The following is an 18,057-nucleotide window of genomic DNA, read 5'->3' as shown; positions in this document are numbered from 1 at the left end:
ACCTGCTGTTCAGTCCACAGGCGCACCCATGGCTTCTGGCTCCGTACCCGATCAGCCAACGGAAAGTGACGGGCTATTTGCCGGGTTTTTAAAGGTCGCCCCTTGGCGCGTTCCGATCCTGTTTTTGCGGTCGCTTCATCCCGGTTATATTCCTCCCGGGACGCAGCCGTCGGCGCAACCGGATGAAGGTCCGATCTTCACTTTTGGCAGCCCCGATGGGCAGGACAGTAGCTTTTTCCAAGGGGTTGAGCTGGGTGCCCGGCTGGTGTCGCCTTATACTGTGCTGCCAGCAGAGATCAGCACGATGCTGGAGGGCATTGTCACCCTGTCCGCAGCGACCCGGCTCAAGTATCTTTTGGGCGCTTTTGGGGCGACGAAAGGTTCGCTACCAGAGCAAAGCCGGGCAGACAGCCCGGTGGATGGCTCCCCAACAAACGACAAAGGAAGGAAAAAAAAGACATCGCAACAAGTACGACAACGGACCAGCCCACCAGCCATCGCCTCCGTCCGGACTGGCCCGCTACCGAAAGCCGCCGTGGCGCTGGGTGTCCTGTCCGGCCTGACCGCTGTGGGTGCACAAGTCGCAACACCAGAAGAGAATACAACGTCTGCACATACTGTAACTTCCGCCCCAGCCACAGAGCCTCAGGCGGCATGCGCTGTTAATCAATTCCGCTGTGACAACGGCCAATGCATTAGTAACAAATATCGATGTGATGGAAGTTCTGAAGATCCTGAGGTGGAATGTACTGATGGCTCCGATGAATATAACTGCACACAGGAGGAATGTAACAACTTAAAGCGTTTTATTTGTGATAACGGGCGGCAATGTTTTTCTGACAGCTCTCGATGCGATGGTTATTTCGAGTGTGATGATGACTCCGATGAAAAGAACTGCACAGAGGGTGAATGTAGCAACTTAGGGCGGTTTATTTGTAATAGCGGCGAATGTCTTCCTGCCTATTATGAATGTGATAGCGTTGAAGATTGTGATGATGGCTCGGATGAGCGGGCGGAGTTATGCAACCCTGTATCTTCCAGCCCTGTATCTTCCAGCCCTACGCCGCCAATAGTCACGGCCACACCCTCACCGGTGACAGAAACGATGGCGACGGCGTCGAACACTACCATGGAAGTTACCAACCTGCCGGGGGGTACCATTGCGCTGCCTGCCAGTGCGGCACCGCTGGCGAGTTCCCTGGGTACTGGTGCAATAGCCGGTATCGCCTTGGGGGCTTCTGCCTTTGTGCTGGCAGGTGTATGCATCTATCGTCATTGTTATCGCAGGTCATCCGCTGCCGATGACCCGCAGGAGCTGGTGACCATCAATACTGTGGGTCAGGCACAACAGGCGATTGGTCAACCGATAATAGAAGCCGCCAGGAGTGAGGCAAGAGAGAAACCTTTCGGTGAAGATACTGGCATATATGAATATGTTGATATTAGTAATTCCAGCAGAATGAGAACTGCTATAGATCATTACAAGGAGTCTAAGGTGTAAACCTTGTATCAGGGGACCCGTCGGCTGACTCATTTTGCAGTCCAGGTCCTATCCCCAGGCTTTTTCCTGTTTTATACGATTTTTGCGCTTTGCCCGTTGCGAATAATTCAAACGGTTCTTTTTGATGCCTGAGTCTTGTCTATCCTTGCTTCATTTTGCGAGGTAATAACTATGATATCCCAACCTGCTGTTCAGTCCACAGGCGCACCCATGGCTTCTGGCTCCGTACCCGATCAGCCAACGGAAAGTGACGGGCTATTTGCCGGGTTTTTAACGGTCGCCCCTTGGCGCATTCCGATCCTGTTTTTGCGGTCGCTTGATCCCGGTTATATTCCTCCCGAGACGCAGCCGTCGGCACAACCGGATGAAGGTCCGGCCTTCACTTTTGGCAGCCCCGATGGGCAGGACAGCAGCTTTTTCCAGGGGGTTGAGCTGGCGGCCCGGCTGGTGTCGCCTTATACCGTGCTGCCAGCGGAAATCCGTACGATGCTGGAGGGCATTGTCACCTTTTCCGCAGCGACCCGTTTCAGGGATCTTTTGGGCGCTTTTGGGGCGACTGAAGATTCTCCTCCAACGGAAAGTCGGGCAGATATTTCGGAGGATGGCTCCCCAACAAACGACAAAGACAGGAAAAACAAGAAACCGCAGCAAACACCACAACGAACCAGCCCACCAGCCACCGCCTCCGTCGGCCTTGGCCAGCTACCGAAAGCCGCCGTGGCACTGGGTGCCCTGTCCAGCCTGAGCGCTGCGGCTGCTGCATCCTCATCCGGCAGTAAAACAGAAGTGCCGATTATTGATGTGCCGAATGCCACAACCCTGGGCAAGATTGGTGATCCGAAATACCCAAACTACCTACTGAATGGTACTTACCGGCAGACTGCGGATATTAATGTTACCCGCTCGTTCCGCTCAATCGGCAATAAAGCCGATGCATTTACCGGTAAGTACGATGGTCAGGATTATACCATTCGTGGTCTTCGCCAATGTCTGATGGAAAATCTGGAGGGTAAAGTTCTTAAGCTGCGCTTTATAAATCCAGATGTACAGACAAGAGGTAGAACAGCTTCGATCGGAGTAGCCGCTTGTAAAATGTCAGGCACCAAAGCCGTAATCAGGGATATTTACGTTGAAGGTTCTGTCCTTGATACCGAGGGTAAAAAGGCAAGCGCGGGTATTGCCGTGGGCGAAGTTAAGGGAGGAACTGTTAGAAATACGACCGCAGTAAACTGCAACGTGACAACTTCCGGTTCATCTGCGTATGCCGGTATTGGCGCGGGATATGTGCATAATGGTGGAAAGGTTTATGACACGAATGCAAAAAACTGCAAGGTGAATACTACCTCCAGTGATGCCGGTATCGGGGTGGGGCGTGTTAATAATGGCAGCGTTTTCGACACCAAAGCAACGAACTGCAAGGTGGAAACGTCCGGAGGTAATGCCGGTATCGGGGCGGGGCGTGTTGATGAGGGCAGGGTTCGCCTCACCATAGCAAAGGGCTGCAATGTGACAAACTCCGGTTCTTTCGGAAATGCCGGTATCGGGGTTGGGCGTGTTTATAAGGGCAAGGTTTTAGAGACCAAAGCAACGAACTGCAAGGTGGAAACGTCCGGAGGTAATGCCGGTATCGGGGCGGGGCGTGTTGATGATAGGAAAGGAGTCGATAAGACCGAAGCAGTCAACTGCAATGTGAAAAACTACGGTTCTTTCGGTAATGCCGGTATCGGGGTGGGGTCTGGTAAAGCTTCCGACACCAAAGCAATGAACTGCAGGATAGAAACCTTCGGTAATGGGAGTAATGCCGGTATCGGGGCGGGACAAGATGAAGCTACCAATACTCTGGCAATAAAATGCGAGGTGGAAAACTACGGTTCCAAGGGGAATATCGGCATTGGGGTGGGTAAAGGATACGCTACCGACACCACAGCAATGAACTGTGATGTGAAAAACTTCGGTCGCAGCGGTAAAATAACCGGTGATACAACAGCCGGTATTGGGGCGGGAAAAGGGGCTGCTGACAACACCATAGCGATCAATTGCACAGTGAAAGCCTCCGGTGATTCCGCTTATAGCGGTATCGGGGCAGGGAGTTCCGTTCCTTATAAAACCCATAAAACCGTTGATAACACCAAGTCATTCAACAACACGGTTAAATCCAGTGGTCTTGCCGGTTTCGGGGTCGGAAATGGCAATGTTGACAACACTATGGCGGTAAAGAGCACCGTCGAAGGTGATCAGAGCAGTATACGTCATAAAATCGGAGCAGGAGTTCAACACACTTTCTGTAATGTCAGATTTAACGGCATAGAGCAAGAGAACAATTCCAAGAGTTTAAGGGATTGCGATAGGTTGCTGGGTCATTTCTGTGAAGATATTGACCCCCACCTGTTCCCCCGCCTGGTGAAGTCGAATTGCCAGCCCACGCACTGTTATTCTTCGGCATTATCAAGTGACACTGTCTCCGGTTCCTTTGATGATTGTCCTCCTGAACCGACAACCATCCCAACCAAAACTTCTACAAACACTCCAACTTCCCGCCCAACGTCACCAACAGTAGTATCGACCACGCCAGCACCGGTGGAGACGGCATCGAACAACACCATTGTAGTAACGACCACGCCAGCACCGGTGCCGACGACATCGAACACCACCATGAGCATCCCAGGGGCCACCATGACACTGCCCACCAGTGCGGCACCGCTGGCGACTACCCTGAGTACCGGTACAATAGCCGGTATTGCCCTGGGGGCTGCCGCGTCTTTTGTGTTGGCAGGTGTGGTGGGGGGGTACATCTATCGTCATTGTTGTCGCAGATCATCCCCCGACGCTGCCGGTGGCTGGCAGGAGCTGGTAGCAGTCAATAAAGCGGGTCAGGCACAGGAGGTGGTTGATCAACCGATGATGTTACTTGAGGAACCTGGGGATAAGGGGGGACACCAGCATGAACACATATATGAAGAGATTGACATTTACAATCCCCGCAGAATGAGAACCGCCAGAGCGCCTGATTATTAATGCAGCCAGAATTATATCGAAACACTTTAGCAAGGCAGTCGGCGACTGACTCATTACGCAGTTCGGGACCTGATCCCCCCGGCTTTTTCCTGTTTTATAAAATTCTTGTACATTACCCGTTGCGGATAATTCAAACGGTTCTTTTTGATGCCTCAGCCTTGTCTATCCTTGCCTCATTATTTTGTGAGGTAATAACTTTGATATCCCAACCTGCCGTTCAGTCCACAGCCACACCCATGGCTTCTGGCTCCGTACCCGATCAGCCAACGGAAAGTGACGGGCTATTTGCCGGGTTCTTAACGGTCGCCCCTTGGCGCGTTCCGATCCTGTTTTTGCGGTCGCTTCATCCCGGTTATATTCCTCCCGGGACGCAGCCGTCGGCACAACCGGATGAAGGTCCTGCCTTCACTTTTGGCAGCCCCGATGGGCAGGACAGTAGCTTTTTCCAGGGTGTTGAGCTGGCGGCCCGGCTGGTGTCGCCTTATACCGTGCTGCCAGCGGAGATCCGCACGATGCTGGAGGGCATTGTCACCTTTTCCGCAGCCACTCGTTTCAGGGATCTTTTGGGCGCTTTTGGGGCGACTGAAGGTTCTCCTCCAACGGAAAGTCGGGCAGATATTTCGGAGGACGGCTCCCCAACAAACGACAAAGGCAGGAAAAAAAAGAAACCGCAGCAAACACGACAACGAACCAGCCCACCAGCCACCAACTCCATCGGCACTGGCCAGCTACCAAAAACAGCCGTGGCACTGGGTGCCCTGTCCAGCCTGAGCGCTGCAGCGGCTGCATCCTCATCCGGCAGTAAAACAGAAGGGCCGATTATTAATGTGACGGATGCCACAATCCTGGGCAAGATTGGCCGTGATCCGGACTATCCACTGAATGGCACTTACCGGCAGACTGCAAATATTAATGGTGGCCGCTTGTCCCGCTCCATTGGCAATAAAACCCATGCATTTACCGGTAAGTACGATGGTCAGGGTAATACCATTCATGGTCTTCGCCGCTGTCTGGTGAAAAATCTGACGGGTGAAGTTGATGACCTGCGCTTTACAAAAGCAGATATAAAGACAACACGTGAGAAAGCTTCAACCGGGGTAGCCGCTTGTAAAATGTCAGGCGGTGCCGTGGTCAGCAATATTCACGTTGAAAGTGCTTCCCTTAATACCAGGGGTAATTATGCAAGCGCAGGTATTGCCGTGGGCGAAGTTAATCAAGGAACTGTTAGAAACACGACCGCAGTAAACTGCAATGTGCAAACTTCCGGCCCAGATGCGAATGCCGGTATTGGCGCGGGATATGTGACTCATGGAACGGTTAGCGGCACGACTGCAGAAAAATGCGAGGTGATAACCTCCAATAATGCCGGTATCGGGGCGGGCCGTGTTGATGAAGGAAGCGTTGCCGACACCAGTGCAACGGGCTGCACGGTGAAAACGTCCGGAGGCAATGCCGGTATCGGAGCGGGGCGTGAGATTTCGTCAAGCGTCGCCAGGTCCAGGGCATTCAACTGCAAGGTGGAAAGCGCCGGTTCTTTTGGTAATGCCGGTGTCGGGGTGGGGAGTGGTACCGCTGTCGACACCACGGCAATGAACTGCAATGTGAAAAGCTCCGGTTCTTACGTTAGTGCCGGTATCGGGGTGGGGAATGGGGGCGCTACCGACACCACGGCAATGAATTGCACGGTAACAGCCAATGGTGAGGGGAGTAATGCCGGTATCGGGTCGGGGGATGGAGGTACTGCTGATAACACCATAGCAAAGGACTGCACGGTAGAAACCTACGGTATTGAGGGTAATGCCGGCATCGGGGTGGGGGGCGGCATCGCTGCCGACACTACAGCAATGAACTGCACGGTAAAAACCTACGGTAATTCGAGTAATATCGGCATCGGGGTGGGTAAGGGGGCTGCAGCCGACACTCTGGCAATTGGCTGCACGGTGGAAAACCACGGTTCTGATGGTGGTAGTGCCGGTATCGGAGTGGGTATGGGGGCTGCTGTCAACACCACAGCGATAAACTGCACAGTGGAAACCTCCGGTGTTTCCAGTTTTGCCGGTATCGGGGCGGGGGTCTTTACTCCTCCTCGTGGAACCGGTGGAACCTATAGAGCTGTTGCTAACACAATGTCATTCAACAGCACGGTTAAAAACTCCGGTGCTTCTGGCTATGCCGGTATCGGTTCTGCGTTTATTGGCAATGTTGTCAACACCAAGGCGGTAAAAAGCACTGTCGAAAGTAGTCAGACCAGTTTTCCGAATAATATCGGGGGAGGGCGTAACCCCACTTACTGTGATGTCCGCGTTAACGATAAACTGCAACGAGACACCATCGGGGATTGCAGTTACTTGCTGGATAATTTCTGTGAAGCTGTTGACCCTCCCCTGGTGAAGCCGAATTGCCAGCCCAGTGACTGCTATTTTGAGGCATTAACAGGTGACAGTCTCGCCGGGTTAGAGTTATGTCCTGTTGCTCCGGAAGCCATCCCAACCACTGGCAGCCAAGTCACCGCATCTGCACAAACCTCAACACCAGAAGCAATGACAGCTTCTACGCACACCCTGACTTCCAGCTCCACGCCGCCAACAGTCACCCATCAGATGATTGAAGTCACCGACGTTGAGACCCTGGGTAAAATCGGCATCGACCCCAACTATCCAATAAACGGCAACTATATCCAAACCAAAGATATTGATGCCAGAAACCTGAGCCGACCCATCAGCCGCTTTACTGGCCAGTACAATGGCCAGAACTATACCACTACGATTGCCAACCTGGGTTGCTGCCTGGTGGATACCGTTGAGGGTGGCGGGACCATTGGTAACCTGCACTTTACTGGTGCCAATATCGTCAGCGCCAGTCGGCCAGCGGGCGTGGTGGCTTGTGGAGTGAGCGGCAACGGCACCATTCGTGACATTTTTGTGGAAAACAGCCAGGTCATAACCACCGGCAATGATGCCGATGCAGGTATCGGGGCGGGAGTCCTGTCGGGGGAGGCGGTAGTGGACATCTTGGCGAAAAACAGCACGGTGGTCACCCACGGTGAGGGGGCCGACGCCGGTATTGGTAGTGGCAGTATTGGCAATGATGCTGTGATTTCCCATGTCGAAGCCTTGAGATGCCGAGTGAAAACCGTCGGTAATAATGCCAATGCCGCCATCGGCGCAGGTTATGTGAACGGCACCGTGGCCAGCACTTCCGCAATCTGGAGCGAGGTAACCACCTTCGGTAAGGGGAGCCATGCCGCCATCGGCGGTGGCAAGGTAGATAACGGTGGCACTGTCACCAACACAACTGCATTCGTCAACGGTGTGAAGACCACCGGTGACCAGGCCAATGCCGGTGTCGGGGCCGGGGCCATGGGCCGTGGCACAGTGGTAGCCAATACCCTGGGGCAGGGCTGTGATGTATCCACCTCGGGTGATGGTGCCAACGCAGGCATCGGAGCCGGGAGGATGGGCCGCAGTGCCATGCTGAAGAATACCTCAGCAGAACGCTTTACGTCGGTGGCCACCTTCGGCGCTGAGGCCAATGCCGGTATCGGGGCCGGGTTGATGGATCCCGGGGCAAGGATGGCGGGTACCCGGTCTGTCGAAAGCAGGGTGGAGACCACCGGTGACCAGGCCAATGCCGGTATCGGGGCCGGGTTCATGGATTCCGGGGCAGGGATTGCTGGCACACGGTCTGTCAGAAGTAGGGTGAAGACCACCGGTGACCGGGCCAATGCCGGTATCGGGGCCGGGGCCATGGGCAATGGCACAGGGATAGCCAATACCTTGGCGAAAAACTCTAAGGTATCCACCTCGGGTGATGGTGCCAATGCCGGTATCGGAGCTGGAAGGATGGGCCGCAGTGCCAGGATGGAAAATACCTCAGCACAATGCTTTTCGTCGGTGACCACCTCCGGCGCTGAGGCCAATGCAGGTATCGGGGCCGGGTTGATGGATCCCCGGGCAAGGATCGTTGGCACCCGGTCTCACAACAGTGAGGTGGAAACCTCGGGAGTCCGTGCCCATGCCGGTATCGGTGCCGGTATGATCAGGGACAATGCCAGCGTTACCGATACCCGGGCGGTGAACCCCAGGGCAACTGCCTCCGGTAATAATGCCTCGGCGAATATTGACGCAGGCCGGATTGAGCCAGGGGGCGTGGTTACCAATACGACGGAGGTGTACACAGGCTGGCCCGGGGTGCTGGCATGCGAACCGGTCATACCAGCGACGGCATCGAGCACCGCCATGAGCTTTCCGGGGGCCACCATGACACTGCCCACCAGTACGGCACCGCTCGCAACTACCCTGAGTAACGGCGCAATAGCCGGTATTACCCTGGGGGCTGCTGTGTCCTTAGTGTTGGCAGGTGTTGTGGGGGGGTACATCTATCGTCATTGTTGCCGCAGGCCGTCTCCCGTCGATGCCGGTGACCCGCAGGAGTTGGTAGCAGTCAATAAAGCGGGTCAGGCACAGGAGGCGGTTGATCAACCGATGATGTTACTTGAGGAACCCGGGGATAGGGGGGGGCACCAGCATGAACACATATATGAAGAGATTGACATTTACAATCCCCGCAGAATGAGAACCGCAGTAGCGCCTGATTATTAATGCAGTCAGAATTATATCGAAAAACTTTAGGTAACCATTCGCTAAATCCATTATTCAAGCATCAATAGCCCTGTTCAGCTATCCTTGATAGATGCTTGAAATCACTACGCCTGAATGCACTTCAGAACAATCCTGTACTCCTTTCAGCCTTGTTCAAGTCACTTTGTTCTGGCCTTCTGCTGGGCTCATGTCAGGCGAGACTTTATTGATGCCAGTCGTGGTGACCCGGATTTAGAAAAATGGAGCATTGCCTGGGTAGATAGAATTGCTCGTTTATATTATTTAAACGAGCAACGACTTCTTGTTCGGGAAGACCCAAAGCAGTGGCCGACCCGCCAGTTGAGACTGGAAAAACATGCTGAACACATAGCCTCTCAGCGAGATAAAGAACTGGGATGAAAGTCGTCTCAAAGAATTGCGAATCCATGACCCACCTGGCTGAAAAAAGTTCATCCAGGTCCGTAGCTATTATAAGGCAGGTATTCCTTACCAGTCTGGTAAGCTGGTTTGCAGGGTTCACTGAATAGTTACCGGGAACTTTTTACTGATTGACTTATCTGACTATTTTAATCGTTAAAATGAGTTAACCATAAAAAGGCCATTTTCATGAATCAAGCAGCATTTTCAAATATTGAGCTTCGTAGTTTCGTAAAGGCTCCACAAAGCGATGCCGAATCGGGTGTGAGGCAGGATAATCGAAGAAGTTGTGGGACCAGGGCGTTTAAATGGATTGTCCGTCACCCTTTTCTGGCAACTGCTGGAGCCATTGGGTTGGTTGGCGCTGCGTCTGGTGGCATTTATGGCTTAACCCTTTTAGGTGCAGCAGCTCCTGTTGCAACGGCGTTATCGGGCAGAAATGTAACTCTCTCAGGTACAGCAGCTTCTGATGTAACGGTGTTGACTCGTCGAAATGTAACCACCGATACCAGGACCACCGCAGCAACCACCACCAAAGCGCCGACCACCGAGGCAATGACCACCGGAGCAACGACCACCGAAGCGCCGACCACCGAGGCAATGACCACCGGAGCAACGACCACCGAAGCGCCGACCACCGAAGCGCCGACCACCGAGGCAATGACCACCGGAGCAACGACCACCGAAGCGCCGACCACCGAGGCAATGACCACCGGAGCAACGACCACCGAAGCGCCGACCACCGAGGCAATGACCACCGGAGCAACGACCACCGAAGCGCCGACCACCGAGGCAATGACCACCGGAGCAACGACCACCGAAGCGCCGACCACCGAAGCGCCGACCACCGAAGCGCCGACCACCGGAGCAACGACCACCGAAGCGCCGACCACCGAGGCAATGACCACCGGAGCAACGACCACCGGAGCAACGACCACCGAAGCGCCGACCACCAAAGCACCGACCACCGAGGCAATGACCACCGGAGCAACGACCACCGGAGCAACGACCACCGAAGCGCCGACCACCAAAGCACCGACCACCGAGGCAATGACCACCGGAGCAACGACCACCGAAGCGCCGACCACCGAGGCAACGACCACCGAAGCGCCGACCACCGAGGCAATGACCACCGGAGCAACGACCACCGAGGCAACGACCACCGGAGCAACGACCACCGAAGCGCCGACCACCGAAGCGCCGACCACCGAGGCAACGACCACCGAGGCAACGACCACCGAGGCAACGACCACCGAGGCAACGACCACCGGAGCCACGACCACCGGAGCAACGACCACCGGAGCGCCGACCACCAAAGCGTCGACCACCAAAACGCCGACCACCAAAACGCCGACCACCAAAACGCCGACCTTTGGAATATTGACGACCGCCAAGCCGCCCACCACAGTTCCGACCGTTATAGTAGAAACAGTTACATGTTCAAAAAACAATAATGTTTCTCCGGTTTGTTGTGGAGATAAACGTGGCTTATACCAAGATTATTGGAGAAGCGGTCCAAGCGGAGGAGTTCCGCCTCGCTGCAGTAGCTTAGCCCTTATCAAGAAAAAATCAGGATGTACCAATAAAACTAAATTACGCGATGTTTATTTTAACCGATTTAATTCAGTGGATGATTTTTGTAAATCCAACGGGTGGGGTAAGGCTGTTTATGATCCCGCGTGAGCCCGCGAAACCGTGTCGTATATGGTCCGCCCCGCATTGCAAGGAAAATTTTTCCATCATGACGTTAAAGAGTAATGCTTGCATATATCCGGCCTTTGGGGTGAGGTCTCAAAGGGAATCGGGGTCAGGTCTTTAATTATGTATGACAAATGTCGTTTATGCTGTTAACAAAGATATTTGGAGAGTAGACCGTCGGAACTTCCCCGACAGCTCCTCGCAGAACGGTACGTGAACCTCTCGATTCATACCGTTCCCATCGGGCAGGTTAATTTCATACTCGTGAACCAATTCGATAGACAGCTTGCAGCCATGCAGGACAACCTACCCAATTAACTCCATATGAAAGTAACCCTGTTTTCACTACGAACTCCTCCGGTTTATCAGGTTGCTGGCTACACCATAAACAGGCATCCAGACAAGATCCCAATAATTCCGTTGATCCTTATTGAAAACAACCTGACGCTGCCCCTTTGCTCCACCTCCATTACAGAGGCTTCATCACTACTACTAGCAGCTCCGTCCCAGTGCATGGCATCGGTACTCAATCTCTTGTGGTTGCAGCCACTTGGGAGTCTCCCTTAGCATCCACGCGACTGGTTCCCGCAGTTCCACAGAAGAGCCCGGCACAGATTCATGCCACCTATACGCCGGACACCACCTGCACAGCATTCGGAATTCACTTGCAGATTTATCCCGGGAGATTATGCGGCCCCCGGTTTTGATGTCAGAAAAAGTCTTTTACGAAGACCTGCCCCCAGCTTTTTTGACCCCAGCTTTTTACGCAGTTCGGGACCTGCCCCCCCCCCCGGCTTTTCTCTGTTTTATAAGATTCTTGCGCATTATCAGTTGCAGATAATTCAAACGGTTCTTTTTGATGCCTCAGCCTTGTCTATCCTTGTCTCATTTTGCGAGGTAATAACTTTGATATCCCAACCTGCCGTTCAGTCCACAGGCGCACCCATGGCTTCTGGCTCCGTACCCGATCAGCCAACGGAAAGTGACGGGCTATTTGCCGGGTTTTTAACGGTCGCCCCTTGGCGCGTTCCGATCCTGTTTTTGCGGTCGCTTCATCCCGGTTATATTCCTCCCGGGACGCAGCCGTCGGCACAACCGGATGAAGGTCCGGCCTTCACTTTTGGCAGCCCCGATGGGCAGGACAGCAGCTTTTTCCAGGGTGTTGAGCTGGCGGCCCGGCTGGTGTCGCCTTATACAGTGCTGCCAGCGGAGATCCGCACGATGCTGGAGGGCATTGTCACTTTTTCCGCAGCGACCCGTTTCAGGGATCTTTTGGGCGCTTTTGGAGCGACTGAAGGTTCTCCTCCAACGGAAGGTCGGGCAGACATTTCAGAGGACCGCTCCCCAACAAACGACAAAGACAGGAAAAACAAGAAGCCGCAGCAAACACGACAACGAACCAGCCCGCCAGCCACTACCTCCATCGGCACTGGTCAGCTACCGAAAACCGCCATGGCACTGGGTGCCCTGTCCAGCCTGACCGCTGCGGCGGCTGCATCCCCATCCGGCAGTAAAGAAGTGTGGAAGCCGGTGCCGGATGCCAAAACTCTGGACAAGTTTGGCCGTGATCCGGACTATCTACTGAGTGGTAATTACTTCCAGACTGCGAATATTGATGGTGGTGAATTACTCCAACCCATTGGCAGCGATGGTCAAGCATTTACCGGTAAATACAATGGTCAGGGATATACCATTGAGAATCTCCGGGACTGCTTTGTGAAAAATCTGAAGGGTGAGGTTGATGGCCTGCGTTTCACTGATGCCAGTATAGGGTCCAGCTCTGGTCCAACTGCGGTGGTGGCCTGTAAAGTTTCACGCGGTGGGACAGTCAGTAATATCCGGGTTGAAAATGCACATGTTGACAACCGATGGGATAATGCGGCAATTGTAGGGGGTGAAATCGACGGAAAGGTTGCCAATATCACAGCAGTTGATTGCTCTGTCAGCGCTGGAAAGCATGCTGGTATCGGCGGAGGAGCTGTCTTATCAAAGGGAGCTCTTGCTAACATCACAGCAATCAACTGCACGGTGGAAAACCCCGGTTATTATTTAAATTTTTATGATGTCGGTATCGGGGCAGGCCAGGTTTTTGGAAGCATTGCCAACATCATTGCAATTAACTGCAACGTCAAAACGCTCCGTTATGGTAATGGTGATGCCGGTATCGGGGCGGGGGCAGTTTATTCTCGTTATTCTGATTCTGGCGGAGGCGTTTCTAACACCGTCGCTAACACCATAGCGATAAATTGCACAGTGGGAACTTCCGGTAGAGGTGATGCTGGTATTGGTGTGGGGAAAGTTATTGGACGCCAGGCTTACACCGTCGCTAACACCATGGCGATAAATTGCACGGTGGAAACCTCCGGTGATGGTGCTGATGCCGGTATCGGTGCGGGGAGCATTGATTATGGAACCATTGCTAACATTGCTAACACCATGGCATTCAACTGCAAGGTTAAAACCTCAGGAAAAACTGCAAATGCAGGTATCGGGACAGCAAGGCGCGGCACTGTGCTCAACACTAAGGCGGTAAACACCACTGTCGAAAGCAGATATGCCGATGCAAGTATCCGGGGAGGGTTTAACCCCACTATCTGTAATGTTCGCATTAACGGTACACTGCAACCAGACACCGCCGGGGATTGCCTCTACTTGCTCGATCATTTCTGTGAAGATACTGACCCCCGCCTGTTGAAGCCGAATTGCCAGCCCGGTGACTGTTATTCATGGGCATTAACAAATGACACTTTCACCGGGTTTGCGTCATGTCCTGTTGCCTTGGAAACCATCTCAACCACTCCCAGACAAATCACAACACCAGAAGCAATAGCAACTTCTGCACACAGCCCAACGTCGCCAACAGTCACTAACCAGCTGATCGAAGTCGCCAACGCCGAAACCCTGGTTAAAATCGGCACTGACCATAACTACCCACTGAACGGCACCTATATCCAAACCACCGATATCGATGCCAGCAGCTTGAGCCAACCTATCAGGCACTTTACCGGCCAGTACAATGGCCAGCACCATGCTATTACCAACCTGGATTGCTGCCTGGTGGACAACCTTGAGGGTGATATTGGCAACCTGTACTTTACCGGCGCCAGTATCAGCGCCAGCAAGCCAACGGGTGTGGTGGCCTGTGGACTGGGCGGCAACGGCAAAATCCATGACATCCTTGTGGACAACAGTCAGGTCATAACCTCCGGTAATGATGCCGACGCAGGTATCGGGGCCGGAGTCCTGTCGGGGGGCACGGTGGTCAACACCACTGTGGTGAACAGCACGGTGACCACCGCCGGTGAGGGAGCCGATGCCGGTATCGGTGCCGGGAGTATTGGCAATGGCGCAGCGATTTCCCAAATCACGGCCCTGAACAGCCGGGTGGAAACCTCCGGCAATAATGCCAATGCCGCTATCGGCGTCGGGGCCATGGGCAGTGACACAAGGATCGCCGATACCCTGGCCCGGGGCAGTTCGGTTACAACCTCCGGCTATGATGCCAATGCCGCTATCGGGACCGGGGCTATGGATTCCCGGGCAAGGATGGCTGGCACCCGGTCTGACAACAGCCAGGTGGTAACCTCGGGAGTCGGTGCCGATAGCGCTATCGGTGCCGGGGAGATCAGGGGCAACGGCACCGTTACTGATACCCGGGCGGTGAACAGCACAGTAACCGCCTCCGGTAATGAGACCTTGGTGGGTATTGCTGCAGGCCGGTTCAGGCGCGGGGCCGTGATTGCCAATACCACGCAGGTGAACAGTTTTGCCAGGAGCACAGGTTACTCTTCAGGCGTGGCCGGGGGACCATTACCGGCCACACCGGCACCGCCGGTAGCGAACACCACCATGAACTTTTCCGGCCTGCCGGGGGCCACCATGATGCTGCCCACCACGGCGGCACCGCTGGCGGCTACCCTGAGTACTGGCGCAGTAGCCGGTATCGCCCTGGGGGCTGCGGCCGCCTTTGTGGTGGCAGGGGTGGTGGCAGGGAGGTACATTTATCGTCATTATTGCCGCGGGTCATCCCCTGCCGCTGCCGATGACTCGCAGGAGTTGGTGGCCATCAATACTGTGGGGCAGGCAGAGGAGGCGGGTGCCCAGTCGATGATAGAAGCCGTCAGTAAAGAGGCAAGAGGAACCTGTCAGTGAACCACGCTCCGAAACCTCTCCTCCAAAGCCGCCCGGGCTGAAAAAACCGGCACGGTTACTGAACGGGGCAATTATGTTTTTTTGCCCCGGCCTTACGCAGTATTTTTATGATCGGCTGGTTGCCCTGATGACAGGCCAGATCAAGGGGGCTGGTGCCGTTGCGGTCGGCGAGGTTGGGGTTTGCGCCTTTTGTCAGCAATTCCAGCACGGAACTCTCAGACCCCTTGAGGACGGCACTGAGCAGGGGGGTCTTGCCACTCTGGCGGGCGATATTGGTATCCGCGCCGTTGTCCAGCAGAAATTTCACAATGGCCTTGTTCTCCGTTTCTACTGCCAGGTGCAGGGCCGTTGAGCCATCTTCAGTGGCCAGGTTGATGTTTGCCCAGCCATTGGACAGGCGGGTGACAATGGGCAGGTGGCCACGTTTTGCGGCAATATGCAGGGCTGCCCAGCCATCGCTACTGGTAAGGTCAAGTTCGGCCTTCTGCCTGATCAGGTATTGGACGATCTTGACTCTACCTTCCTGGGCCGCCAGGTAAAGGGGCGTTTCACCGGTGCTCAGTCGGGCATTGATGTCCGTATTGGCAGCAATCAGCGCTTCCACAATCCTCTCATGGCCAGCACTGGCGGCCAGATGCAAGGGTGTCAGGCCATTGTTGTGGGCAATGCCGGGATTAGCCCCGGCCTCGAGCAGGGCCTGGGCGATGGCCTCAAAGCCTTTAAGTGTGGCAATGTACAGCGCGGTTTTGCCATTGTTCAGGGCCGCATTGATAAAAGTATTTGCCCTGCTGTCTGCCAGCAGAACCTGCAGGACGCTCAGTTTGCCATGCCGGGCGGCCACATGCAGCGGCGTTAAGCCGTTGTCAGAAACTGCCCCGGGATCGGCACCTTTGGTTATCAGGGCCCCTGCGATATCCCGGAAGCCACCCTCTGCCGCGATGTGTAAAGGCGTCAAACCGTCCATGGCGGTAAAGTTAACTCTCGCCCCAATGGCAATCAGATGCTCGACGATCGGAAAAAGTCCCTGCTGGACGGCACTGAATAGCGGTGTTTCGCCGTTATTCCGGGCAACATGGATATCTGCCCCGGCCTTGATCAGGGTTACCAGGCACCGCAGGCTGCCATACTGGGCGGCGATGAATACGGGAGTTTCGCCGGTCACCAATCGGGCCTCAATATTCGCCTGCCTCTCCGCCAGGGCCATGACGATACTGGCGTGGCCGTACTGGGCAGCAAGGTGCAGGGCAGTAGTACCATCGTTACTGGCAGCATCAAGGTTTGCAGCATTGTTGATCAGGGCCAGCACAATCGCCAGGTGGCCAGCCCGTGCCGCCAAATGCAAGGCAGTATAGCCATCTTCACAGATCCCATTGAGCCGGGTCCGGGCATCCTCAGCCAACAGTTGCAAACAGGTTTCACAACCACTGCTGGCGGCCATGTGCAGTGCCGTCCAATCATCATCATGGGTGGCCGCATTTGGATCAGTCCGGGGATCGCCGAGCAGGGTCTGCAAACACAGCCTGTGGCCATGGCGAGCAGCAAGATGGAGTGGGGTGGTTCCGTCCTTCAGAGCCTTATTGGGATGAACCCCGGCATCCAGCAATAGTTGTGCGATGGTTGCATGTCCCTGGTGGGCAGAGATAAGCAGTGGGGTCCAGCCACTCTTGCTGGCCTGGCCAGGAGATCCGCCGTTAGCCAGCAGCACTTGTACACAGGCTTCCCGGCCTTCCCGGGCGGCAATATACAGGGGCGTTGAGCCATCCTTGCAGCAGGCATCGGGAACGGCCCCACACTCGAGCAACATGGCAACCACCTTTACATGGCCTGCGCGGGCGGCCAGAAACAGGGGCGTTTCTCCGCGCTTCAGGACGGCATTGAGATTTGCCCCACCCCTGGCGAGGGCGAATACCACCTCTTCATGCCCTTTTTCGGCGGCAATATGCAGTGCAGTTGAACGATACTGGAAGGCCGTGTTGGGGTCAGCCTCAAGACTGAGCAGGAGGCGGACCATAGGGGGATGGCCTTTCAGGGCGGCAACATAGAGCGGTGGAGCACAGTCCTCACCGGAGATATTGGGGTTTGCCCCAGCGGCCACCAGGGTTTTGACAATCTTCTCATGGCCATGGCTGACGGCGACAAACAGCAAGAACACGTTGTTACCGGTAACCTGCGACTTGAAGGACTGCTGCACAATATCCGGACAGGATTTCAGAAACGTCTGGAGGGTCTCGAGATCACCGATCGTGCAAGCCTGGACCGGCGCTGCCTCGCAATATTTGTTGGGCAACCGATATCCCACCGGAGCCTGACGAATCAGCGGTATTACCGGTTGCTGACAGACATAGCAGTGCCGTCCATGCAGTGGTTGTTCATCAAGCCAGTTGGTAATGCACCGCAAGTGAAAACGGTGATGACAGGCGGTGGTGACCATCTCCCTTGGTCCTGACTTGCCCATACTGCTTTCATGGCAAATCCTGCATACGGGGGGGGTAGTCGCTGGGGTGCTATCAATGGTTTTCATAGCATCAGAAGGTATTGAATCAGAAAATCAAGAGTTTGAGTAAAGGCATTAAATAAACTGGAAAGTTCCCGGGTACGAAATAAATAGAACGTAACTATTACCTCAAACTATATTCCCGGCTTTTTTCCTGTTTTATAAGATTTCTTGCCCAT

The 18,057-nt window shown here is 54.6% G+C and carries 7 protein-coding genes; 6 read left to right on the top strand and 1 reads right to left on the bottom strand.

Features of this window, described 5'->3' with window-relative positions; genetic code table 11:
- Nucleotides 1–28: 28 nt before the first annotated feature.
- From ACO6UX_RS12480 to ACO6UX_RS12455, 6 genes are all read left to right on the top strand, one after another.
- Nucleotides 29–1,501: an LDL receptor domain-containing protein gene (locus ACO6UX_RS12480; RefSeq protein ID WP_422448040.1), complete on the top strand. Its 1,473-nt coding sequence runs from the start codon at nucleotides 29–31 to the stop codon at nucleotides 1,499–1,501.
- A 171-nt stretch (nucleotides 1,502–1,672) separates the two neighbouring features.
- Nucleotides 1,673–4,516: a hypothetical protein gene (locus ACO6UX_RS12475; protein ID WP_422448038.1), complete on the top strand. Its 2,844-nt coding sequence runs from the start codon at nucleotides 1,673–1,675 to the stop codon at nucleotides 4,514–4,516.
- Between the two features lie 197 nt (nucleotides 4,517–4,713).
- Nucleotides 4,714–9,117, top strand: coding sequence for a hypothetical protein (locus ACO6UX_RS12470; RefSeq protein ID WP_422448036.1), 4,404 nt, complete (start codon nucleotides 4,714–4,716; stop codon nucleotides 9,115–9,117).
- 114 nt (nucleotides 9,118–9,231) lie between these two features.
- Nucleotides 9,232–9,516, top strand: a complete 285-nt coding sequence (locus ACO6UX_RS12465; protein ID WP_422448034.1) for an IS66 family transposase — start codon at nucleotides 9,232–9,234, stop codon at nucleotides 9,514–9,516.
- 207 nt (nucleotides 9,517–9,723) lie between these two features.
- Entirely contained in the window at nucleotides 9,724–11,217 is a 1,494-nt protein-coding gene (locus ACO6UX_RS12460) for a hypothetical protein (protein WP_422448032.1), read from the top strand.
- 960 nt (nucleotides 11,218–12,177) lie between these two features.
- Nucleotides 12,178–15,384 carry a hypothetical protein gene (locus tag ACO6UX_RS12455; protein ID WP_422448030.1) on the top strand — a complete coding sequence of 1,069 codons (3,207 nt, stop codon included), beginning with the start codon at nucleotides 12,178–12,180 and terminating at the stop codon, nucleotides 15,382–15,384.
- A 55-nt stretch (nucleotides 15,385–15,439) separates the two neighbouring features.
- Here ACO6UX_RS12455 and ACO6UX_RS12450 read toward each other — a convergent pair whose 3' ends face one another.
- Nucleotides 15,440–17,839, bottom strand: a complete 2,400-nt coding sequence (locus ACO6UX_RS12450) for an ankyrin repeat domain-containing protein (protein ID WP_422448028.1) — start codon at nucleotides 17,837–17,839, stop codon at nucleotides 15,440–15,442.
- Nucleotides 17,840–18,057: the final 218 nt, after the last annotated feature.

The organism is Endozoicomonas sp. ALB091 (genome assembly GCF_049310265.1).
In the GTDB taxonomy this organism is placed as follows: domain Bacteria; phylum Pseudomonadota; class Gammaproteobacteria; order Pseudomonadales; family Endozoicomonadaceae; genus Endozoicomonas.
The sequence above is the reverse complement of the archived record's forward strand: the minus strand, read 5'-3'. Positions and strand labels throughout refer to the sequence as shown.

Bases quoted from the DNA above. Each gene is read 5' to 3' on its own strand.
- ACO6UX_RS12475 (WP_422448038.1), top strand. From the start codon at position 1,673: ATGATATCCCAACCTGCTGTTCAGTCCACAGGCGCACCCATGGCTTCT.
- ACO6UX_RS12465 (WP_422448034.1), top strand. From the start codon at position 9,232: ATGCACTTCAGAACAATCCTGTACTCCTTTCAGCCTTGTTCAAGTCAC.
- ACO6UX_RS12450 (WP_422448028.1), bottom strand. From the start codon at position 17,839: ATGGGCAAGTCAGGACCAAGGGAGATGGTCACCACCGCCTGTCATCAC.
- ACO6UX_RS12460 (WP_422448032.1), top strand. From the start codon at position 9,724: ATGAATCAAGCAGCATTTTCAAATATTGAGCTTCGTAGTTTCGTAAAG.
- ACO6UX_RS12455 (WP_422448030.1), top strand. From the start codon at position 12,178: ATGGCTTCTGGCTCCGTACCCGATCAGCCAACGGAAAGTGACGGGCTA.
- ACO6UX_RS12480 (WP_422448040.1), top strand. From the start codon at position 29: ATGGCTTCTGGCTCCGTACCCGATCAGCCAACGGAAAGTGACGGGCTA.